Raw genomic sequence first — 21,032 nt, 5'->3', positions numbered from 1 at the left:
CCGCGCTGGCATCCACTCGATTATTGCTAAAATTCCGGCTAGCTTGGCGACAGATGGCTCAATTTCTGGTCGGTGAATCACAATCAGACCGCCCGTCAAGAGAATAATGGGCAGCACCTTTGGTCTAAGGCGAGTGCAATGGCGCACGAATGAGCTCTACAACAATGCGCCGTGCGACGCCCAGCGACCTTGTCCTTTCGTATACCGATCAAGCAATTGGCTATATGGGCAAGATAGGGGAAATCGTTTTTAGCAGTCCGGATTGGAATCAAGAGGGATGACTTCTGCCGATTTTTTTGACATCGTTTTCCTCCTCGATCCATCCCACAATACAACAGGAAGTCTCTGCTCACTCCTCGCGGCGATATTCGCCAACCCACCTAGTTCCGGACTGGCGATCAGAAAGCAGATCTGAACGGCATTCCATAGAAGCGATATAAATTGAAATTGCGGCCATGTGTTTCACACCCGGGATGGTTTCGAAGCCGGGGGGCGCTCACGGTCTCAAGGCGAGAATTTTAAGAGACGTTCAAGAATGACCCAGCACGCAGAAAACGCTCGAATTCTCATGTACAGCCACGACACGTTCGGGCTCGGCCACTTGCAGCGCTGCCGGACTATTGCGCATTCGCTAGTCGAGGATTTCCGTGGGCTTCAGGTGCTTATCATTTCGGGTGCGACTATCGCCGGCGCCTTCGACTACCGCGCCCGTGTCGACTTCGTGAAGATCCCCAGCGTCATCAAGTTGCGCAACGGCGAATACACCTCGTTGGAAAAGGACATCGATCTGCATGAGACGCTAAGGATGCGTCAGTCGATCATCCGCCACACAGCCGAGACCTTCCGGCCGGATATCTTCATCGTCGACAAGGAACCGCTCGGCCTGCGCGGTGAGATTGAGGACACGCTGTCCTACCTCAAGACGCGGGGCACCACGCTGGTGCTTGGCCTGCGCGAGGTGATGGATGCACCGCATCTGCTCGAAGCAGAGTGGGCGCGCAGGGATGTGATGCGCAAGATAGGCCTGTTCTACGACAAGGTCTGGGCCTATGGCCCGCCGGATTTCTACGACCCATTGACCGGTTTGGATGTGCCGCCGGCTGTCAGGGCAAAAATGAGATTCGTCGGTTTCCTGCAACGGAGCCTGCAGCGGAACCAGTTGCCCGGCCACCGGCCAGAGGGCGACTATATCCTGGTTACCACCGGTGGCGGCGGCGACGGGGCCGAATTGATTCACGACGTCATCGACGCTTATCAGCAGGATCCGAAATTGCAGCACAAGGCGCTGATCGTGCTTGGGCCTTACATGCCGGCTCGCAAGCGCAACAAGTTGCTGAAGAAGGGGGCCACGATCCCCTACATCAAGATTATCGAGTTCGACAACCGCATGGAAGACCTGATTGCCGGCGCCAAGGCGGTAGTGGCGATGGGCGGTTACAATACCTATTGCGAGATACTTTCTTTCGACAAGCCGGCGCTCATCGTGCCGCGCATCGAACCCCGCCAGGAACAACTGATCCGCGCGCGGCGCGCGGCCGAACTGGGCCTCATCGAAATGCTTTTGCCGGAGGAAGCCAAGGACTCCCAGCGGTTTGCCGATGCACTGGTGGCGCTGCCGAATCGGCCTCGTCCATCCCAGAGTAATCCACATCTGACCCTGGAAGGGCTCCCTCATATTTCCGAAATCGTCGCGGAACTGCTCGACCGGCAGGCTGGCCCTCACCTTTCGGTTATTGAAGGCATGAACTGAGTTGCAACATCGCAAGATCGTCGTGGTTCTGAAGGGTTATCCGCGGCTGTCGGAAACCTTCATCGCGCAGGAACTGCTCGGACTGGAGCGTGCGGGGTTCGATCTGATACTCGTTGCGCTCAGGCGGCCGACCGACGCAAAACGCCACCCCGTGCATGACGAGATCAAAGCGCCCGTCCATTATCTGCCGGAATATCTGCATGAAGAGCCGCTGCGCGTGGTTCGCTCGCTTTCTGCTTGTTTGCAGCGGCCGGGCTTCTGGCGTGCACTGGGATCGCTGGCCGTCGATATGCCGCGCGACTTTACGCGCAATCGCGCGCGCCGTTTCGGGCAAGCGCTCGTGCTAGCGGCCGAATGGCCCGAAGACGCGGTATGGCTGCATGCGCATTTCGCGCACACGCCGGCATCGGTGACGCGCTATGCCAGCCAGCTTCTTGGTCTGCCCTGGAGCTGCTCGGCCCATGCCAAGGATATCTGGACTTCGGCGGATTGGGATCTGGCCAGCAAGCTTTCCTCGGCGCGCTGGACGGTAACTTGCACGAAAACGGGCTTCGACCGTCTGAAAAAACTCGCCGACGGCAACTCGTCAGTGCATTTGAGCTATCATGGGCTCGACCTTGATCGCTTCGGCATTTTCGGCGAGGCACGAAAACAGCATGACGGCTCGGCGCCGGACAAACCGGTTATCGTTCTGAGTGTCGGGCGCGCCGTTGCAAAGAAAGGTTACGACACCTTGCTGGAGGCCCTTGCCCTCTTGCCCGGTGATTTAGCGTGGCGTTTCGAGCATATTGGCGGCGGCGAGGAATTGGAGCGGCTCAAGGCGTTGGCGCAAAAACTCGGACTGGATGGTCGCATCTCTTGGAAAGGCGCGCTCGCGCAGGAAGAGGTGCTTGAGCACTACCGCCGCGCCGATATCTTCGCCCTGGCCTGCAGGATCACCGCAAATGGTGACCGCGATGGTCTGCCGAATGTTCTGGTGGAGGCGGCCAGCCAGCGGCTTGCCTGCGTGTCGACCGATATTTCCGGCGTGCCGGAGCTTTTATCGCCGGATGAAACCGGGCTACTGGTTCCGACGGAAAACCCAATTGCCCTGGCACAGGCGCTGGAGCGACTGATCCGTGATCCCGTGCTGCGTGCCCGCCTCGGCGACACCGCAGAGGCGCGCGTGCGCGGCAATTTCGATCACATGGCAAGCATTGGACAGCTCAAGGAGCTGTTCGAACGGGAGTGGCGGGCCGCCGAATGAAGCGGCTGCGCGCTTTCTTCTATGTCCAGCACCTGCTCGGCATCGGCCATCTCGCGCGCTCCAGCCGCGTCGCGGCGGCTCTGGTCGATGACGGGTTTGACGTAACCATCGTCACTGGCGGAGCGCCGGTCGCGGGGTTTCCGGGATTGGGGGCAATATCTGTAACCCTGCCATCTGTTACCTCCGGTGATGAAGGATTTTCCGGCCTTGTCGACCTGCAGGGCAAGCCCATTGACGATGATTTCAAGAAACGGCGTTCAGAGATGCTGCTGCAGGCATTCCGGGATTGCAGGCCTGATATCGTCATTGTCGAGGCGTTTCCATTTGGGCGCCGGCAGATGCGTTTCGAACTCTTGCCGCTGATCGAGGCCATCGACGCGGCGTCGCCCAGACCGCTGCTGGTGACGTCCGTCCGTGATATCCTTCAGGAGCGCGTCAAGCCGGGCCGAAACGAGGAAACGGTCGATCTCGTTAACAGGCATTTTGACCTTGTCATGGTCCATGGCGATCCGGCTTTCGCAACCCTAGACAAGACATTTCCACTGGCGGGAGCGATCAGGGCCGAGGTTGCGTACACGGGGCTCGTTGCCGCGCCACCAGCGCCCGCGGCCTCCGAGCGTTTCGACGTTGTGGTGTCGGTTGGCGGCGGGGCCGCCGGAAAGAGCCTTGTCCGGTCCACCATCGCATCAGCGCGGAATGCCAACAACGCCTGGAAATGGTGTCTGATCACCGGCCCAAACCTGCCGAAGGACGAGTTTGACGCGATTACACGCGATGCCACGCCGGGCCTGTCCATCTTTCGGTTTCGCGAGGATTTCGCCAGCTTGCTGACCGGCGCCCGCCTGTCGGTCTCGCAGGCGGGTTACAACACTGTCTGCGATGTCCTGCGCGCGCGCTGTCGCTCGCTGCTCGTTCCCTTTGCAGCCGGCGGGGAAACGGAACAGACGGTTCGAGCCCTGATGCTCGAAGAACTGGGTTTGGCGACGGTTCTGAGGGAAAACGACCTGACGCCTGAGTGTCTGGCGCAAGCGATCGAACAGGCGCTTGCGGGACCGACGCCAGCCGCGCATCGTCTCGATCTGGAAGGCGCCCGTCACTCGGCGCAAATCCTGCGCGAGCGGCATCGAGCCTGGTCCTCGAAATCCTAGCGCAGGTCATATCTCGGTTGGATTCGCGCAACGCGCTTCAAACTGTTCCAATCAGCATGAAGCGGGTATATTTTTTTGTCGGCAGTTCGCCGGAGAACCTGATCTCCCGTAGCGCCACCATTGCTTCGAAGGCTGCAAGCGAAGCCACGCAGTTGATGTGCGTCGGCTCGCTGAAGTAATCGTTCGATTGCAGTAGCACCTTCGTGCCCCGCGGAAGCAGGGCAAGCCAGGCACCCAGGTCGGCTATGTGTTCGCAGCTCGTATTGACCACCAGGTCGGGCCGACCGGCCGCATAGTCGAGTGCGTACATATCTTCCGTCAGCGCCCGGAAGCGGTCGCCGGCTTCCCGGTTCAGGGTCCGGGCGACCGGCCCGACTTCAGGATCGATGTCGATGCTGTCGATCGCCGCAATGTCGAAACGGGCGTCGTTGAAAAGCATTGCCGGCAATACGCCGTACCATCCGCCCAGAACCCATATGCGCCCGAACCGGCCGCCGTCGTTTTCGAACAGCTTGTCGAGCGCCCACATCTTGCAGGCGACCTGCTTGTGGTTGAAGGCGTTGGCGATATCGGCCGTCGGATGCTTGGCGATGACCCGCGCCAGCCCGGCGACAAGAGGGTGGTCGACATAGGCGGCAATTCCCCGGGCGAGGTCCAAGGCTTGTTCGTGCCCGTCAATGCCGGCATTGCGTGCTTGCGTGACATCCATCATATTCGTCTTCTATGTTGGGATTTCGGGCTACACAACGCAATATTGCCTCACCCAAGGCTGTTCGACTTGCGGATGAGACTATGCCACCAGCCGTTTCGCCGTTGCACGGTCACGAAGGGGGCCGGTTGCGTCTGTCCGGACCAGCGGCGTCCATCCGCGAAGACATTGCCGATACATCGTTTGCCAGCAGGTGCTTTCACCGCCTGCTTCCTCCAAACTGACAGCCGCATATGGAACCCAGCCTAGCCCGCTATATCTGGACGCACACCCGGAAGCAGCAGATCTGGATATTGATGATCGTCGTGCTTTCGATGATCCCATATTTCATGTCCTTCGACCTGCCGAAGCTGATCGTCAACGGCCCGATCCAGGGGAAGGGGTTCGAGCAACCCGGCGCGACCCTGCCCTTCATGAAATTGCACTATAACCTGCCGTTCATTGGCGAGGTCCAGTTCTTCTCCGGTTTTCAGCTGGACCGCAAGGAGACGCTGCTTGCCCTGAGCCTTGTGTTCCTCTTGCTGGTCGTCATCAACGGCCTGTTCAAACTCTACATCAACACCTACAAGGGCCGCCTCGGCGAACGCATGCTGCGGCGTATTCGCTTCGATCTGATCGATCGTGTGCTGCGGTTTCCGCCGATTTACTTCAAGCGGGTGAAATCCGCCGAAGTGGCGACCATGGTGAAGGATGAGGTGGAGCCGCTGGGCGGCTTTATCGGCGATGCCTTCCTGCAGCCGGTGCTGCTCGGCGGCCAGGCGCTGACGGCCATGCTGTTCATCATGGTCCAGAACGTCTGGCTCGGAATGATAGCGATGGTGATCGTGATCATCCAGATCGTACTCATCCCGCGGATGCGGCGGCGGCTCCTCGTGCTTGGGCGCCAACGGCAGTTGACGGCGCGCGCGCTTTCCGGCCGGGTTGGCGAAATCGTCGACGGTATCGGCGCGGTTCACGTCCACGACACGTCGAACTACGAGCGCGCCGACATAGCTGCTAGGCTAGGGCTCATCTTCAAGATCCGCTTCGATCTTTACCAATGGAAATTCATGGTAAAGTTCCTCAACAATTTTCTCGCACAGCTCACGCCCTTTCTGTTCTACATGATCGGCGGGTATCTGGTCATAGGGGGCCGGCTGGACGTCGGTCAGCTCGTGGCGGTGATCGGAGCCTACAAGGACCTGCCCGGACCGATGAAGGAACTGATCGACTGGGATCAGGATCGGCAGGATGTCCAGGTCAAATATCAGCAGGTCGTTGAACAGTTCACCGTCGAGGATATCATTGCGCCGGGAATCGCGGCACTGGCGATCGACGATCCCGGTCCGATGACAAACCCGCTGTCGGCGGTCGGTCTGTCCATGGCAGACGATGGCGGTGCAATGCTCCTCAACCGTGTCTCCATGCAGGTCAAGCCGGCTGAGACGGTTGCGCTGGTCAGCACCCCGACAGGCGGAGCAGAGGCGCTAGCAGAAGCCTTCGCGCGTCTGAACTGGCCAGAGAGTGGAAAGGTCGCTTTGGGCGCCGATGACCTGCTTGAACTCCCCGAAGCCGTGACCGGCCGGCGCATGTCCTACGCCTCGTCGGATGTTTTCCTGTTCCAAGCAAGCCTGCGCGATAACTTGCTCTACGGGTTGAAGCATGCACCGCTGACATCGGTGACTTATGACGGCACCGCGGCAGACCAGCAGCGCTGGAACATGGACGAGGCGCGCCGGTCGGGCAATCCGGATTTCGACGTCCACAGCGACTGGATCGACTATGCTTCCGCCGGTGCTACCGGCCCGCACGACCTCTTTGAAGCGGTGCGCCGGGTGCTCGACGCGGTTCTTCTGTCGCGCGACATTCTGGATCTTGGCTTGCGCTCTTCGGCCGACCTCACGCGTCACACGAAGCTCGCCGGGCGGATCGTCGAACTGCGTGCAGCGCTGCGAACCCGGCTCGAACAGGAAGGGCTGCGCGAACTGGTGGTTCCTTTCGAGCCGGGCGCTTACAACACGGAAGCGACGATCGGCCAGAACCTGCTTTTCGGCGCCGCCGCCGGCCCCGAACTGGCCGACAAGGCTCTGGCGGCCAATCCCTACTTTGCTTCCGTGCTGAAGCAGGCCGGCCTCGACAGCACGCTCTACGAGATGGGCATGGAGATCGCCGAACAGGCGATCGAGCTGTTTGCCGACCTGCCGCCAGATCACCAGTTCTTCCAGCAGCTCGCCTTCATGAGCGCCGAGGAGATCCCCGCCTACGAGACCTTGCTGCAGCGGCTCAAGAACCGCCCCTACGAGGCGGTTTCGGAGGCCGACCGCGCCATGATCATCACCTTGAGCTTTGCCTATATCGAGCCCCGGCACCGCTTCGGCCTGCTGACCGACGAGTTGATGAGCAAGATCGTCGCCGCACGCAACCGGTTCTATGAAAACCTGCCGCCCGAGCTGCACAACGCGATCGAACGGTATGATCCTGCCAAATACATTGCCGCGGCCACCGTCATGGACAATGTCCTATTCGGCCGTGTGGGAAACAACCATCCCGACGCGCCGGACCGCATACGCTCCATCGTCTATGACATTCTTGACGAGCTGGGGCTTTATGCCGAGCTTCTGGATGTCGGCCTGGACTTCAACGTCGGCGCCGGTGGAAGGCGGCTGACCAGCGGACAGCGACAGAAGCTCGATGTTGCCCGGGCTCTGCTCAAGCGTCCCGATTTTCTCATTCTCAACCGGCCGCTGTCGGCGCTCGACCAGCGCGTTCAGGACAAGGTGCTGCGAAACGTGCTCGAGGAAGCCAGACGCGACGGCCATTCGCCGGCAATTGTGTGGGTCGTGACGAGTCCGGCAATGGCGATGATGTTCGATCGCGTTATCGTCTTTGACTCGGGGCAATTGGTGGAAGACGGTACACACGAGACACTTTTGGCAGAGAACGGTATCTTCAAGGAACTTCTGTCATAGTCTGGCAGACGCGAATTTAGGAAGGTTTGCGACAATGCTGCTCAAGGATGAAGTTGGAATGCTGCAACGCGTTCCCTTGTTCTCCGGCATTGAGCCGGCAAAGCTCAAGCTGCTCGCGTTCACATCCGATCGCGTGAATTACAGCGCCGGCCAGATTCTTTTCCGGCAGGGCGACGAGGCAGACGCTGCCTATGTCATCCTTTCAGGCAGGGCGGATATTCTGGTCGATTCCGACAGCGGGCCGATAAAGGTTGCCGAACTGCTGCCAAATTCGATCGTCGGCGAGATCGCCATATTGTGCAACAGCTCCCGCACTGCCACCGTCAGCGCGGCAAGTGATCTGGAGGCCTTGAGAATCCGCAAGGATCATTTCCTGAGGCTTATGAAGGAGTTCCCGGAAATGACCATCGAGATATTGCGGGTTCTTGCCGATCGGCTAAGCCATACGACCGCGGATCTGATCGACGCACGAAGCGCCTAGAGCTATGATGAGCGAAAGGTAGCATGGACGACGATTTTTTCCTGGTCAGATTTTGGGGCGTGCGCGGCAGCATTGCTGTATCCGGGCCAGAATTCGCTCGCTATGGCGGCAACACAATCTGCATTGAGATGCGATGCGGCAAGCATACGCTTCTGTTCGACGCAGGTTCTGGCCTGCGGCCTGCCGGTAGGGCGCTTCAGGCGTCGGATGTGACCGATTTCGACCTGCTTTTCACCCATTGCCATTACGATCACATCATCGGGCTGCCGGCTTTTGCGCCTATCTTCGACCCGAGCGTCAAGCTTACGCTTTGGTCCGGGCATCTTGCAGGACGCATGACGACCCGGCAGATTATCGATGAGTTCATACGGCCGCCGTGGTTTCCGGTGAAAATGAACGTCTGCAAGGCAAATCTCGACTGCCGCGATTTTGTATCCGGAGACGTGCTTCGGCCGCGCGAAGGGGTGGTGGTTCGGACCGGCAGTCTCACCCATCCGGGAGGCTGCATAGGCTACCGGATCGAATGGGGCGGCCGCGTCGTGGCGGTGATCACCGACACCGAGCACGAGCCGGACAAACTTGATCAGTCGGTGCTCGACCTGATCGAAGATGCCGACCTCGTCATTTACGATTGCACCTACACCGAGAAGGAAATGGAACGCCGACGCGGTAACGGGCACTCGACATGGCAACAGGGCGTCAAGCTCTGTGAGGCTGCTGGTGCACGGGCGCTTGCGCTGTTTCACCACGATCCGACACGCACCGACGAGCAACTGGACGAGATGGAGAAGCTGGCCAAGGACAGGTTTGCCGGCGCTTTTGCCGCGCGGGATGGCCAGATGCTCAAATTCCCGGTCTCATCGCACAGAAAGCGCTGAGCTATTTTCCTTTACCCGCGCGGCGCCCGATCAATGTCCTGATCGGAAGCCATGCACAGGGTTCAGCCTGAACGGTGACTGTGAACAATCGTTCGAGGAAAAGCCAGGCCGATTCATCATGTACAAGATGGTGGGTGAGCAGGCCGATCGGCTCGCCGTCGGATGCATGCTGCAAGTGTGTGATGATAGCCTGGACCAATAGACCATGATCGAGGCAGCCGCGCGTGCCATGCCAATCCATGATGTCGACATTGCTGTTGATGACCGCCAATGAAGCCGGCTTCGGCGGCCCATAGACTGACAAGGCCGCAAAACCTATCGATCCAAGGTCGGATACCACGCCGGCGTCGATCCTGTTCCATGGCGGCACCAGCATCGGAACGGCACGTGCGCCGTGCAGGCCGGTTACTCGCGACAGTCCGCGAGCCAGATCATCGAGCACCGCCTCGCGTGGCCGATGCGCGCCGAGCTCCTGCTTTTTCTGGTCCTCGGGCGCATGATTTCGGTGCGCCCAGCCATGGATCGCGACCGTGGCATGCGGGGCCTCGTCAAGCCGGGCGACAAGCTTCGCGTCGGTCAGGGCCGGAATGACGGCCAGAGTGACCGGAACCGCGAATTCACCGGTGAGGTCGAGCAGCCGATTAAGCGCAGGCGTCGGATCCACGGCGTCGTCGTCGCGCAGCCAGAACTCCGCCTTGCGGCCCGCCCGTTGCAGGCGCGCCAGCTCTTCCACCAAGGGCTGCCAGATCGGATCGGACGTCATGAGACCGGGACCTTCGCAATAAGTCCGGCCAGACGCGCAGCTGCGCCACCGAGGGAACGTTCTTCGAGAACGAAACGCCTGGCTTCCGCGGCCATGATGGTTCTTTCGTCGTCACGGGCCAGAAGCCTTTCAATGGCGGAAGCGAACGCCGCGACATCGCCCGGCGGGGTTAGAAACCCGGTCTGGCCATCCCGCACGACCTCCGGCACGCCGGCGATGTCCTGGGCCACCACCGGAAGGCCGGCGGCCTGTGCTTCAAGATAGGCAACGCCGTAGGCCTCGCCATAACCCGGCCAGACATAGATTCCCCCGGTGTAAAGGACATCTGGCACGGCGGCCGGCTCGATCGAGCCAATCCATTCGATACGATCGGCGGGCAGGCCGGCGAATTGCGCTTCGACCTCGTCGCGGGCTGGGCCGTCTCCGACGACCGACATGGTCCAGGGCAGATGACCTATCAAGCCGAGCGCTTGCGCCAGCATGCGATAGCTGCCCAGTTTGTCGCCCGGGCGCATCATGGCGACGGCAATGAGGCGCGTCGGACAACCCCGTGCCGGGATTTCCCGGAATGCCGATGTGTCGATGAAGGGCGAAAGCATACCGAAAGCGGCCTTGGGAATAGCATCCGCCAGTCCCTGACGATCCCTTTGGGTGAAGCAGATGTTCATCGCCGCCTGTTCGATGGCTCGCGCCACCAATGCTTGGCTATCGGCCCACAAGCCGGCATCGCGTCGCCTGGAATAGGAGGCTTCCGCTGTCACATAGGGGACAGCAAAGGCCGACGCCAGCTCCGGCCCGATCAAGTCGGGCGCCTTGTAATAAGGATGGTAGGTGAACCAGAGATCGGGCTTGCCGTCACGATCCCAAAGCTTGGTCAGCCGCACGGCTTCCTCTGCGGCCTCGATCTTTAGTGCCTCGAAACTTTTCGACTCCGGCTGGCGTAGATAGAAGCGCAACTCAGATGCCAGTTCGACGCTATGCCCTCCGTACTCCAGCGCTTTGACAAGCATCCGTGCCATCTGGCGGTCGCCGGAAACAACGGGATGATTGGGTGACTTCAGCGGCGCGTAGAAGGCAATTCGCATCGCGCGACCCTATCACCGGAAAGCCTGCGCAAGTCAATTTCCAAGCGTAATCGACTTCACCTTCAAGCCGTGGAATATGCTATCTAATGGCCATGGAAACAGCTGTCGCGTCCGACCCGTTTGTCGCTTCTTTGCCGGTCTTCGCAAAGTTCGAAAGCGTTGCCGACATCGATAACTATCGGCCCCTCCCCGATGGCTGGGCGCTGGCCACTGCCGACATTGTCGGCTCGACCAAGGCGATCGAGGCGGGGCGCTATAAAACCGTCAATATGGCCGGCGCAAGCGTCATTTCGGCGCTGCTCAATGCGCTGGGTCGGCAAGACCTCCCCTTTGTCTTCGGCGGCGACGGCGCGCTCGTGGCGTTTCCCGGCTCGGCGCTGGAGATCGCCCGCAACGCGCTGGCGGCCGTCCAAAGGTGGGTGGCGGACGAACTGGGCCTTACCTTGCGCGCCGCGATCGTGCCGATAGGGGACATAAGGGCGCATGGCCTCGACGTTCGCGTGGCGAGGTTCCGGGCTTCCGAAGCGGCCTTCTATGCCATGTTCGCCGGCGGTGGCGGCAGTTGGGCGGAAGCTGAGATGAAAGCGGGGCGCTACCGCATCGATCCTGCGCCGGCCGGCGCGCGGCCGGATCTGACCGGCCTCTCCTGCCGTTGGAACCCGATCGAGGCCCGGCATGGCGAAATCGTCTCGATCATAGCCACACCGGGGGCGTCGCGCGACTTGCGCGGGTTTCAGTTTCTGGCTTCCGACATCATCGCCCTCGCCGGCAGGCAAGAGCGCGATGGCCACCCGGTGCCGGTGGACGGCCCGGGCTACAGTCTGCTGCCCGCCGGCCTGGATGTCGAGGCGCGGGCGATGGCCCCGGCAGGATGGCGGTGGCGGTCGAAGCTGTGGATCGTGTTCCTGATGACGCTTACGGCTGCAACCGATCGATTTGGCTGGACGATTGGCCGTTTCGATCCGAAGGTCTACAAACGCGAGGTGGCCAGCAATTCGGATTTCCGAAAGTTCGACGACGGCTTGAAGATGACCATCGACGTTGACGCGGATGTGCTGCATCGGATCCAAGACCGGCTGAAGCAGGCGGAAGAAGCGGGCATCTGCAATTATGGCCTGCACCGCCAGAAGTCCGCCTTGATGACCTGCCTCGTCATCTCGCCGCTGCAGCGCGATCACGTTCACTTCATCGATGGCGCCGCCGGCGGCTACGCGATGGCTGCCGCAAGCCTGAAGGCGAAGGCGCAGGTCTGCTGACTGCTTGCGGAATTCGAGTTCCGCAATATGCCCTCACTCATGGTTCTTGGCACCGGTGAGCCTCGCCATGGGAGCGGGTAACCTGTCCGAATTGACGGGAAAGCAGATTTTTTGGACGCCTCACGCTATGACCGTCTTCTTAACCGGATTTCGAGGCGCGCCGCGCATGTCAGCGTGATCGGGCTGGCTATGTCGGGTTGCCGCTGTCGGTTGCGATCGCACGTGCCGGGTCCCCGGTTTTCCAGCTTCGACATCGAAACCCGGAAGGTCGAGAGCCTGAACAACGGCCAATCCTACTTGAGGCAGTGACGAGGCCCGACGGTGTCTGAGACGGCGAATTCTTTGCCCGATGTCAGGATCGAGATTGCACTCCGCCGGAAGCCTCGCCACATAGGGTTCCAGGTGATAGATGCTGTTTTACGCCTGCTTCCTTCCTGCAAGGAGTTATTTAGGAAATTCTTCGCCGGCTTTCGTCGCCGAAGCCGGCTTCACTGACTTCGATTGTGTGGCGGATCAAAGGAGATGGCTCGTCTTCGACGGGTTTGAGATGGCATGAGCACAGCGCAAGCAGAAATTTCCACCATTCTCATGGATAAAGTTGCCGACTGGCTGAGCCAATCGGCGCTGGCGGGCAACGACCTGGAAACATTGGTAAAGGGCTTTTGTGAACGGCTGGCTGCTGCCGGCCTGCCGCTGAAGCGGGTGCATTTGAGCTTTTCGATGCTTCATCCGCTTTATGACGCGCTTGGCTTTACCTGGCTTCGCGGCCAGGGCCTGGAAGTGGAAGGCTTCCGCAGTGAGAACGGCGTTCATTCCGACAGATTCCTGACCAGCCCATACTACCATCTGCTCAGCAACAAGCTCGACCACCTGCGGCGCCGGCTCGACCCGTCGGTGCGGTCGGAGTTTCCTGTTTTCGATGACCTCGGGCGTATAGGCGTCACCGACTACATGGCTTTCGTGCATCCCTTCAACGGCGATACCAGTCAGGGCATGATGGGGTCTTGGTCGACCGACAGTGCTTCAGGCTTCAGCGACGGCATGATTTCGGCGCTATTGCGGATCCAGAACTATCTCGCTATCGCCACCAAGATGGCGGTGCTCACCAAGCTCGCCGACAACATGATGACCACCTATCTTGGCGGCGACGCCGGCAGGCGTGTGCTGGATGGCCAGATCAAGCGCGGCGAAGGTGACACAATCCGGGCCGCACTGGTCATGGGCGATATGCGCGGGTCGACAAGGCTTGCCGAAACCTCCGGTCGCGAAATCTACATCGATACGCTGAACCAGTTTTTCGATGCCATCGCTGCGCCTTTCAATCGCAAAGGCGGGCAGATCATGAGTTTCCTGGGTGATGGCTTCATCGCCGTCTACCCCTGCGAAAGGCATCGCTCGCAGTCCGAGATCGCCTGCCAAGCTGCTCTTGCGGCAGCGCACAAGGCCAGCGCGCGCATGATGGAGCTCAATCTGCGCAGAAAGGAGCAGGGGTTGGGCGACATTAAGTTTGGTATCGGCCTGCATGTCGGCAATGTGATGTTCGGCAACGTCGGACTTACCGACCGGCTGACATTCTCTGTCTTCGGCTCGGCTGTAAACGAGGTCCAGCGTCTCCAGACCCTGACCAAGAAATATCCGCACAGCGTTCTCGCCAGCAAGGACTTCGCCAGCTATTGCGGCGACAACAGTTGGCTGACACTCGGCACGGAGGAACTGGCGGGTAGCAAGCAGAAGCTGACGGTGCTTTCACCCGATTTGTCGGGTGCTCTCGCTCTCGATGAAGACGCTGCGCCGATTCACGACCGGATATCGGACGCCGAGCAGGTCATGCTGCTTCATCGCGATGCCGCGCGGTTGTCGGCAAGCGACCGGAGAAAGCTTCAGTAACCGACACGATCCGGTCCGAAAGCCTTGGTGTGCAGCCCGGTCGCCGGTTCCGTCGCGGAATTCGATTCGAATCCAAGTTGCTCTAGGCTGGCAATACGCTAGTCTCGTTTTTTGGGTCTGCCGCCCGGCAGACTGCCAGAGTGGGGCTGGTGTGAGGATGAATTCGGGCATTGATCTGCTGCGGATCGAGGATCTTGGCATCTCTTTTGCCATAATCGGGGGACCGTTGCATGCCGTCAGGCGCGCAAATCTCCGCGTCCTGCCCGGCAAGGTCACCGCGCTTGTGGGAGAGTCCGGTTCCGGAAAATCGGTTCTCAGCCAGGCAGTGATGGGCATTTTGCCGAATACGGCCCATGTTCGCGGCCGTATCCTGTTTTCCGATCCTGAAAAGCCCGGAACGACGCAGGATATCCTGCAGATGCAGCGTGACGGAACCGAAATCCGGGCGTTGAGAGGCAGCCGCATCGGCAAAATCTTTCAGGAGCCAATGACATCGCTGTCGCCGCTGCACACGATCGGCAACCAGGTCAGCGAATCCTTGCAGATTCATACGCCTATGGCTCGGGCGGAGCGCAAGGCGCGGACCGAGGAAATGCTCGGCCTTGTCGGCTTCCCCAATCCCAAACGCGCCTATGACATGTATCCCTTTGAACTTTCGGGAGGATTGCGGCAACGCGCCATGATCGCCATGGCGCTCATCTGCCGGCCTGCTTTGTTGATCGCCGACGAGCCGACGACGGCGTTGGACGTCACCATCCAGGCGCAAATCCTGCATTTGCTGCGCGGGCTTCAGACCAAGCTGAACATGGCGATGCTGCTGATCACGCACGACCTTGGCGTGGTCGCCAATGTCGCCGACGAGGTGGTGGTCATGTACCATGGCGAGATCATGGAAATGGGGCCTGTCGAGGCGATATTCCGCCGGCCGGGCCACCCTTACCTGAAGGGCCTGATGGCAGCCGTTCCGCATTTCGACCTGAAGCCTGGTGAAAGGCTAAAGGCGCTCCGCGAGGTGCCGGTGAACGTTGGGAACCTGCTCGGCAAGCAGACTGCGCCGGCATCGAAGGGGCCGGAGGACATTCTGCTTTCGGTGAGGGATCTGACAAAGACCTTCACCACCCGCAAGTCCGGATGGTTCAGCGGGGGTCATCAAACCTCTGTTCGCGCCGTGGACGGCGTGAGCTTCGACATCAGGCGGGGTGAGTGTCTGGGTCTGGTCGGCGAAAGCGGCTGTGGCAAAACAACCGTCAGCAAGATCCTCATGCGGGCCATCACCCCCAGCGGCGGTTCTGTGATCTTCAACGGCCGCGATGGACCGACCGACGTCCTGGGCGCAGAGGGAGATGCCCTGCGCATATTGCGCGCGAAAATCCAGATGGTCTTCCAGGACCCGGTTTCGTCGCTTTCACCTCGCATGACGGTGGAGAACATCTTGAGCGAGCCGCTGGAGATCCATCAACGTGGCAATGCGGCGTCCCGACTCGCCACGGTCAAGAGCCTGATGCAGGCAATCGGGCTCGATCCGCGCTTCATAAAGCGCTATCCGCACAGTTTCTCCGGCGGGCAACGTCAGCGCATCGGCATCGCGCGTGCGTTGGCGCTAGGGCCCGAACTCCTGATCTGCGACGAGCCGGTTTCGGCGCTCGATGTCTCTGTCCAGGCGCAGATCCTGAATCTTCTGAAGGACCTGCAAAAAGAACTGGGCCTGACCTACCTGTTCATATCCCACAATCTGGCGGTGGTGGACTACATGGCAGACCGCATCGCGGTGATGTGCGGCGGGCGTATCGTCGAGCTTGCGCCGCGCGAAATTCTGCTCAGGAAACCAATCCACCCCTACACGCGCTCCCTGGTCGCCGCGGTACCTTTCCCCGATCTCGACAGGCCGATGGATTTCAAGACGCTGAAGCTCAGCGGAGCTTCCGACACCAGCGCATGGGGACCGCAATTCCGCGACGAGGGCGACGAAGATAGGCTGTCACCACTCGATCTTGGCGGTGGCCACCTCGTGCTGGCGAGACATTCGGCCGATATCAGTGAGTTACGCCATTGATCAGCCGGCGCACCGTCCTTGGTCTCATGGCTTCGGCCTTTCTGCCAGGGACGTCGCGCGCCGGCGATCTGGAGCCGGAATTTCTTCGGCAACAACTGACGGTCAAGGCGCTGCCGGCACTCGCTGAGCGCCTGCCCAAGAGTCCGCGCGCGCTGAATCTCGCTGCAATGGGCCGGCTGCCCGGCCAGTATGGCGGCACGCTGCGGACAATCATCGGCAGCCAGAAAGATATCCGGATGATGACGATCTACGGGTATTCTCGCCTGGTCGGCTATGACGAAAAGCTCAACATGCAACCCGACATTCTCGAACGTTTCGACGTAGCGGATGATCGCGTCTTCACCTTCAAGATACGGGAAGGGCACAAATGGTCTGACGGCAGCCTGCTGACGACGGAGGATTTTCGCTATTGTTGGGAAGATGTCTGGCTGAACGACGAGCTTTCGCAAGGCGGGCTCGCCCCCGCCCTGCTGGCGGACGGCAAGCCGCCACGCTTCGAGATCGTCGATCCGTTGACGGTCCGCTACAGCTGGGATGCGCCCAATCCAGACTTCCTGCCCAAGCTCGCTGCCGCTTCGCCGCTATCGCTTGTCCTGCCGGCCGCCTATCTCAAGCAGTTCCACAAGAAATATCAGGATTCATTCCGGCTCGCCGGCCTGATGAAGGAGAACCGGACCCAGAAATGGACGCTCCTGCATATTCGCATGTCGCGGCAGTATCGCCCGGAGAACCCGGAACTGCCGACGCTCGACCCCTGGCAGAACCGGACCAAGCCGCCGGCCGAGCAATTCATCTTCGAGCGCAACCCGTTCTTTCATCGAATAGACGAGAACGGCCGGCAACTGCCCTATGTTGACCGGATCATCATGAATGTCAGCTCATCGGCGATCATCTCCGCCAAGGCCGGTGCGGGCGAGAGCGACCTGCAATGCATGGGAATTGACTTCAGCGACTACTCCTTCCTGAAAGACGCGGAGAAGCGCTATCCGGTGAAGATGCACCTGTGGAAACGTACACAGGGTTCTCGGCTGGCGCTGCTGCCGAATCTGAATTGCGCCGACCAGGTGTGGCGTGGCCTTCTGCGTGACGTGCGCGTGCGCCGCGCACTTTCGCTCGCCGTGGACAGGCGCGAGATCAATATGGCCGTGTTCTACGGATTGGCGCAGGAAAGCGCCGATACCGTATTGTCCGAGAGCCCGCTCTACCGGCCGGAATTCGCTAAAGCTTGGGTTGCCCATGATCCCGAGCAGGCCAATGCACTGCTCGACGAGGTCGGGCTTCTGGCACGTGACGATGACGGCTTGCGGATACTTCCCGATGGACGCTCTGCCCAGATAATCGTGGAAACCGCCGGCGAAAGCACACTGGAAACCGACGCGCTCGAACTCATCACCGATCACTGGCGAAAGATCGGCATCGCCCTGTTCATCCGGACTTCGCAGCGCGACATCTTCCGCAGCCGCGCGCTTGGCGGCCAGGTCATGATGTCGATGTGGTCGGGCATCGACAATGGCGTGCCGACCGCCGACATGAACCCGAGCCAGCTGGCCCCCACCATCGACGATCAACTGCAATGGCCGCTCTGGGGTGCTCACTACTTGTCTCACGGCAAGATGGGCGAGGCGCCCGATCTTCCTGAAGTGATCGAGTTGATGGCTTTGCTCAAGCGCTGGAACGCATCGACCGAAGCGACAGAGCGCGCCGAAATCTGGAATTCGATGCTGTCGATCTACACCGATCAGGTGTTTTCGATCGGGACCGTGAACGGAACGCATCAGCCGATTCTGGTGTCCTCACGGCTGCGCAATCTGCCTGACAAGGCGCTCTTCGGCTACGATCCGACCGCCTATTTCGGTGTCTACATGCCGGATACATTCTGGCTTGGAGAGTCCTGAGCGTGCTTCGATATATTGTCTGGCGCATTACTGTGATGGTTCCAACGCTGCTGGTGATATCAGCGCTGGTGTTCACGATCATCGAACTTCCCCCCGGCGACTATTTCGACAGCTATGTCGCCGAGCTTCGGGCGCAGGGCGAAGGGGTGGATTCCGATCGCATCGAGATGATGCGGAAGGAATATGGTTTCGACAAGCCGCCGATCATTCGCTACTTCTACTGGGTCGGCGGGATGCTGCACGGCGATTTCGGCTATTCCTTCGAATATGAGCTGCCGGTTCGCGACGTCGTCGGGGACCGAATGTGGCTGACCGTGCTGGTTTCCTTCGTCACGATCATCTTCACCTGGCTCATCGCCTTTCCGATCGGCATGTACTCCGCGACGCATCAATACAGTTGGGGCGATTACGGCCTGACCTTTTTCGGCCTCCTGGGCCTTGCCATTCCGAACTTCATGCTGGCGCTGATCCTGATGTATTTCGCCAACATCTGGTTCGGCACGTCCCTCGGCCATCTCATGGACCCGCAATATCTCAGCGAGCCGATGAGCTGGGCCAAGGCGAAGTCGATACTCGCCCATCTCTGGATCCCGGTCTTGATCATCGGCACCGGGGGCACGGCAAGCATGATCCGGCGGCTGCGCGCCAATCTGCTCGATGAGCTACACAAGCAATATGTGGTGACCGCGCGCGCCAAAGGCCTTCATCCGTTCAAGGCGCTGGTCAAATATCCGCTGCGCATGGCGCTCAATTTCTTCATTTCTGACATCGGCTCTATCCTGCCGGCCATCATCTCCGGCGCCGAAATCACGGCGATCGTGCTGTCTTTGGAAACGACCGGGCCGATGCTGATCAAGGCCTTGCAAAGCCAGGACATGTATCTGGCGGGGTCGTTCCTGATGTTCCTGGCCTTCCTGACAGTCATCGGTGTCCTGATTTCCGACCTGGCGCTGGCGGTGCTTGATCCACGAATTCGTTTGCAGGGCGGCAGCACCAAATGAAGACGGATTCGCCGCTCCCCGCTCCGGGTGCTCCACTAGAACACTACGTTTCCAGCGCGCCCTTTGACCTGCAGTCGGTCGAGGCGATGACGGCGGAGCAGTCGAAGGTCTTTCAGGCGTCGCAGTTGCGGTTGATGTGGTGGAAATTCCGCATGCACCGGCTTGCCCTTGTATCCGGCATATTCCTGATAGTGCTTTATTTCGGGATATTGATCTGCGAGTTTCTGGCGCCGTACAATCTGCACACGCGCAACATGGACTATATCTATTCGCCGCCGCAGCAGGTGCACCTGTTCCACAACGGCGAGTTCGTCGGGCCGTTCGTCTATGGCCGCCAGATGACGCTGGACATGGACACGCTCAAGCGGAACTACATCGACGACCAGGGCGATGTTCAGCGGCTCCGTTTCTTCTGCAAGGGCGACAGTTACCGGTTCTGGGGCCTGATCGAAGGTGACAGGCATTTTGTCTGCGCTGCCGAAAACGGCCAGCTCTTTCTGGCCGGCACCGACAGGCTGGGGCGCGACGTGCTCTCGCGCATGATCTATGGCGCACGCATTTCACTGACAATCGGCCTCGTCGGCATCAGTTTCAGCTTCCTGCTCGGCATCGTCATCGGCGGACTGGCCGGTTATCACGGCGGTATCTTCGACCTGATCGTTCAACGGATAATCGAAGTTCTGCAATCGATTCCCAGCATTCCGCTATGGCTGGCCCTGGCGGCGATCATGCCGATAACCTGGAGTCCGATCCTGATCTATTTCGGCATCACCGTGATCCTCGGAGTGCTCGACTGGACCGGACTGGCGCGGGCCGTGCGTTCAAAGCTTCTGGCCTTGCGCGAGGAGGATTACGTTCTGGCCGCGCAGTTGATGGGCGCCGGGAGCAGCCGCATCATCGGCCGGCATCTCATTCCCGGCTTCATGTCGCATCTGATCGCGACGGCGACGCTCTCCATTCCCGGCATGATCCTGGGCGAAACGGCGCTGAGCTTCCTCGGGCTCGGCCTGAGAGCGCCGATAACCAGCTGGGGCATCCTGCTCACCGAGGCGCGCAGCGTCAGCGTGATCGCATTCTATCCATGGCTGCTTTTGCCGATGCTTCCCGTCATTCTCGTCATCATGGCGTTTAACTTCCTCGGTGACGGCTTGCGGGACGCCGCAGATCCCTACAAGTGAGGTTGTTATTTTGCCGCGCGCCGTGCCGCCTATTCCACCCGGTATGATCCTTGCCGGCTGCCTGTACGGTTGTTGCAGTGTTCATGGTCCGCCTCTATATGTGCCGACACGTGATCGAGTTTGGCACTGCGCCTTCGGGATTCACCCGTGAACAGTTCTTGTCGGCGGCATTGACGATCTCTTGCTGGTTCAGGACACACAAAAGCATATGAGTCGCCTCGAGAATTTCATCAGCAGGATGACCGCACAGCGCGACATTCTCGACCAAGTCTGCGTCGAGGTGGCGAAGATGGAGGGGCTTGTATTCGAGCTCGGCCTCGGCAACGGTCGGACGTTCCACCATCTGCGAGAGCGCCTGCCCGGGCGCCGGATCGTGGTGTTCGACCGCGAAGTCGGCGCACATGCCAGCTCAATTCCCGAAGCCGAAAACCTCGTGCTCGGCGAAATACGCGAGACGGCCCGCAAGTTCATTGGCATCGAAGCCGCCCTTGTTCATGCCGACATCGGCACCGGCTATGACGATCGGGATGCAGTGACTGCTACCTGGCTTCCCGATCTGATTGCGAGCCTGCTTCGGGTCGGCGGCTTCGCGGTCAGTGGCACGCCGCTCGATCACCCGCTGCTGCAACGCCTCCCGGCGCCGACTTCAGAGCCCGCCGATCGTTATTTCCTCTGCAAGCGCGTGTGAGCGGCCGAGAGCGCGCCTCATCTTTTCACGCAAACGCTGCTCTACTGCAATTCCAAGGGAAAGTGC

The 21,032-nt window shown here is 60.2% G+C and carries 16 protein-coding genes; 13 read left to right on the top strand and 3 right to left on the bottom strand.

What is annotated here, in order from left to right; translation table 11 throughout:
• The first annotated feature begins 535 nt into the window (after positions 1–535).
• From NP945_RS18200 to NP945_RS18190, 3 genes are read left to right on the top strand one after another with little or no spacing between them, the layout of a single operon-like run.
• Entirely contained in the window at positions 536–1,750 is a 1,215-nt protein-coding gene (locus tag NP945_RS18200) for a glycosyltransferase family protein (RefSeq protein WP_127396319.1), read from the top strand.
• A 1-nt stretch (position 1,751) separates the two neighbouring features.
• Positions 1,752–2,996, top strand: coding sequence for a glycosyltransferase (locus tag NP945_RS18195; protein ID WP_256747136.1), 1,245 nt, complete (start codon positions 1,752–1,754; stop codon positions 2,994–2,996).
• Positions 2,993–4,144 (top strand): glycosyltransferase family protein, encoded by a 1,152-nt coding sequence (locus tag NP945_RS18190; RefSeq protein ID WP_256747135.1) that lies wholly within the window; start codon positions 2,993–2,995, stop codon positions 4,142–4,144. Before NP945_RS18195 ends, NP945_RS18190 begins: the two co-directional genes overlap by 4 nt.
• A 37-nt stretch (positions 4,145–4,181) precedes the next feature.
• On the opposite strand, the gene NP945_RS18185 is transcribed toward NP945_RS18190, so the two are convergent.
• Positions 4,182–4,856 carry a class I SAM-dependent methyltransferase gene (locus tag NP945_RS18185; RefSeq protein WP_164762521.1) on the bottom strand — a complete coding sequence of 225 codons (675 nt, stop codon included), beginning with the start codon at positions 4,854–4,856 and terminating at the stop codon, positions 4,182–4,184.
• A gap of 230 nt (positions 4,857–5,086) precedes the next feature.
• Between NP945_RS18185 and NP945_RS18180 the strand changes: the two genes are divergently transcribed.
• Genes NP945_RS18180 through NP945_RS18170 form a run of 3 tightly spaced genes read left to right on the top strand, consistent with a single transcriptional unit; the run spans position 5,087 to position 9,160 of the window.
• A complete protein-coding gene (locus NP945_RS18180) occupies positions 5,087–7,801 on the top strand; it encodes an ABC transporter ATP-binding protein (RefSeq protein WP_236383182.1) in 2,715 nt (904 codons plus the stop codon).
• A gap of 34 nt (positions 7,802–7,835) precedes the next feature.
• Entirely contained in the window at positions 7,836–8,282 is a 447-nt protein-coding gene (locus NP945_RS18175; protein WP_127292062.1) for a cyclic nucleotide-binding domain-containing protein, read from the top strand.
• A gap of 23 nt (positions 8,283–8,305) precedes the next feature.
• On the top strand, positions 8,306–9,160 hold the full coding sequence (locus tag NP945_RS18170) for an MBL fold metallo-hydrolase (protein WP_127320283.1): 855 nt from the start codon (positions 8,306–8,308) through the stop codon (positions 9,158–9,160).
• Position 9,161: 1 nt separating this feature from the next.
• Here NP945_RS18170 and NP945_RS18165 read toward each other — a convergent pair whose 3' ends face one another.
• Both NP945_RS18165 and NP945_RS18160 read right to left on the bottom strand, forming a co-directional pair.
• Positions 9,162–9,923 carry a polysaccharide deacetylase family protein gene (locus tag NP945_RS18165; protein ID WP_256747134.1) on the bottom strand — a complete coding sequence of 254 codons (762 nt, stop codon included), beginning with the start codon at positions 9,921–9,923 and terminating at the stop codon, positions 9,162–9,164.
• A complete protein-coding gene (locus tag NP945_RS18160; protein WP_256747133.1) occupies positions 9,920–11,008 on the bottom strand; it encodes a glycosyltransferase family 4 protein in 1,089 nt (362 codons plus the stop codon). The genes NP945_RS18165 and NP945_RS18160 overlap by 4 nt, the downstream gene beginning before the upstream one ends.
• A 92-nt stretch (positions 11,009–11,100) precedes the next feature.
• Here NP945_RS18160 and NP945_RS18155 point away from each other — a divergent pair, with 92 nt between their 5' ends.
• The 7 genes from NP945_RS18155 (at position 11,101) to NP945_RS18125 (ending at position 20,966) form a co-directional block, all read left to right on the top strand.
• Positions 11,101–12,264 carry a DUF3095 domain-containing protein gene (locus NP945_RS18155; protein ID WP_245463554.1) on the top strand — a complete coding sequence of 388 codons (1,164 nt, stop codon included), beginning with the start codon at positions 11,101–11,103 and terminating at the stop codon, positions 12,262–12,264.
• 552 nt (positions 12,265–12,816) lie between these two features.
• Positions 12,817–14,151: an adenylate/guanylate cyclase domain-containing protein gene (locus NP945_RS18150; RefSeq protein ID WP_256747132.1), complete on the top strand. Its 1,335-nt coding sequence runs from the start codon at positions 12,817–12,819 to the stop codon at positions 14,149–14,151.
• 157 nt (positions 14,152–14,308) lie between these two features.
• Positions 14,309–16,204: an ABC transporter ATP-binding protein gene (locus NP945_RS18145; RefSeq protein WP_127320273.1), complete on the top strand. Its 1,896-nt coding sequence runs from the start codon at positions 14,309–14,311 to the stop codon at positions 16,202–16,204.
• Entirely contained in the window at positions 16,201–18,099 is a 1,899-nt protein-coding gene (locus NP945_RS18140; protein WP_256747131.1) for an ABC transporter substrate-binding protein, read from the top strand. The genes NP945_RS18145 and NP945_RS18140 overlap by 4 nt, the downstream gene beginning before the upstream one ends.
• 2 nt (positions 18,100–18,101) lie before the next feature.
• Positions 18,102–19,100, top strand: a complete 999-nt coding sequence (locus NP945_RS18135) for an ABC transporter permease (protein ID WP_127326880.1) — start codon at positions 18,102–18,104, stop codon at positions 19,098–19,100.
• The gene (locus tag NP945_RS18130) at positions 19,097–20,278 is read left to right on the top strand and encodes an ABC transporter permease (RefSeq protein WP_127319624.1); all 1,182 of its coding nucleotides are present in this window, start codon (positions 19,097–19,099) and stop codon (positions 20,276–20,278) included. Before NP945_RS18135 ends, NP945_RS18130 begins: the two co-directional genes overlap by 4 nt.
• Before the next feature lie 208 nt (positions 20,279–20,486).
• Complete coding sequence (locus NP945_RS18125) at positions 20,487–20,966, top strand: class I SAM-dependent methyltransferase (protein WP_127380495.1); 480 nt, start codon at positions 20,487–20,489, stop codon at positions 20,964–20,966.
• Positions 20,967–21,032: the final 66 nt, after the last annotated feature.

The organism is Mesorhizobium sp. LMG17149, from assembly GCF_024518695.1.
Taxonomy (GTDB): Bacteria; Pseudomonadota; Alphaproteobacteria; order Rhizobiales; family Rhizobiaceae; genus Mesorhizobium.
Note: the sequence above shows the minus strand (reverse complement) of the source record. Positions and strands in the feature narration are given on the sequence as shown.

Excerpts from the sequence above, each read along its gene's own strand:
- NP945_RS18125 (WP_127380495.1), top strand. The coding sequence starts at position 20,487 with ATGAGTCGCCTCGAGAATTTCATCAGCAGGATGACCGCACAGCGCGAC.
- NP945_RS18175 (WP_127292062.1), top strand. The coding sequence starts at position 7,836 with ATGCTGCTCAAGGATGAAGTTGGAATGCTGCAACGCGTTCCCTTGTTC.
- NP945_RS18170 (WP_127320283.1), top strand. The coding sequence starts at position 8,306 with ATGGACGACGATTTTTTCCTGGTCAGATTTTGGGGCGTGCGCGGCAGC.
- NP945_RS18190 (WP_256747135.1), top strand. The coding sequence starts at position 2,993 with ATGAAGCGGCTGCGCGCTTTCTTCTATGTCCAGCACCTGCTCGGCATC.
- NP945_RS18185 (WP_164762521.1), bottom strand. The coding sequence starts at position 4,856 with ATGATGGATGTCACGCAAGCACGCAATGCCGGCATTGACGGGCACGAA.
- NP945_RS18165 (WP_256747134.1), bottom strand. The coding sequence starts at position 9,923 with ATGACGTCCGATCCGATCTGGCAGCCCTTGGTGGAAGAGCTGGCGCGC.
- NP945_RS18200 (WP_127396319.1), top strand. The coding sequence starts at position 536 with ATGACCCAGCACGCAGAAAACGCTCGAATTCTCATGTACAGCCACGAC.
- NP945_RS18145 (WP_127320273.1), top strand. The coding sequence starts at position 14,309 with ATGAATTCGGGCATTGATCTGCTGCGGATCGAGGATCTTGGCATCTCT.
- NP945_RS18180 (WP_236383182.1), top strand. The coding sequence starts at position 5,087 with ATGGAACCCAGCCTAGCCCGCTATATCTGGACGCACACCCGGAAGCAG.
- NP945_RS18155 (WP_245463554.1), top strand. The coding sequence starts at position 11,101 with ATGGAAACAGCTGTCGCGTCCGACCCGTTTGTCGCTTCTTTGCCGGTC.
- NP945_RS18160 (WP_256747133.1), bottom strand. The coding sequence starts at position 11,008 with ATGCGAATTGCCTTCTACGCGCCGCTGAAGTCACCCAATCATCCCGTT.
- NP945_RS18150 (WP_256747132.1), top strand. The coding sequence starts at position 12,817 with ATGAGCACAGCGCAAGCAGAAATTTCCACCATTCTCATGGATAAAGTT.
- NP945_RS18130 (WP_127319624.1), top strand. The coding sequence starts at position 19,097 with ATGAAGACGGATTCGCCGCTCCCCGCTCCGGGTGCTCCACTAGAACAC.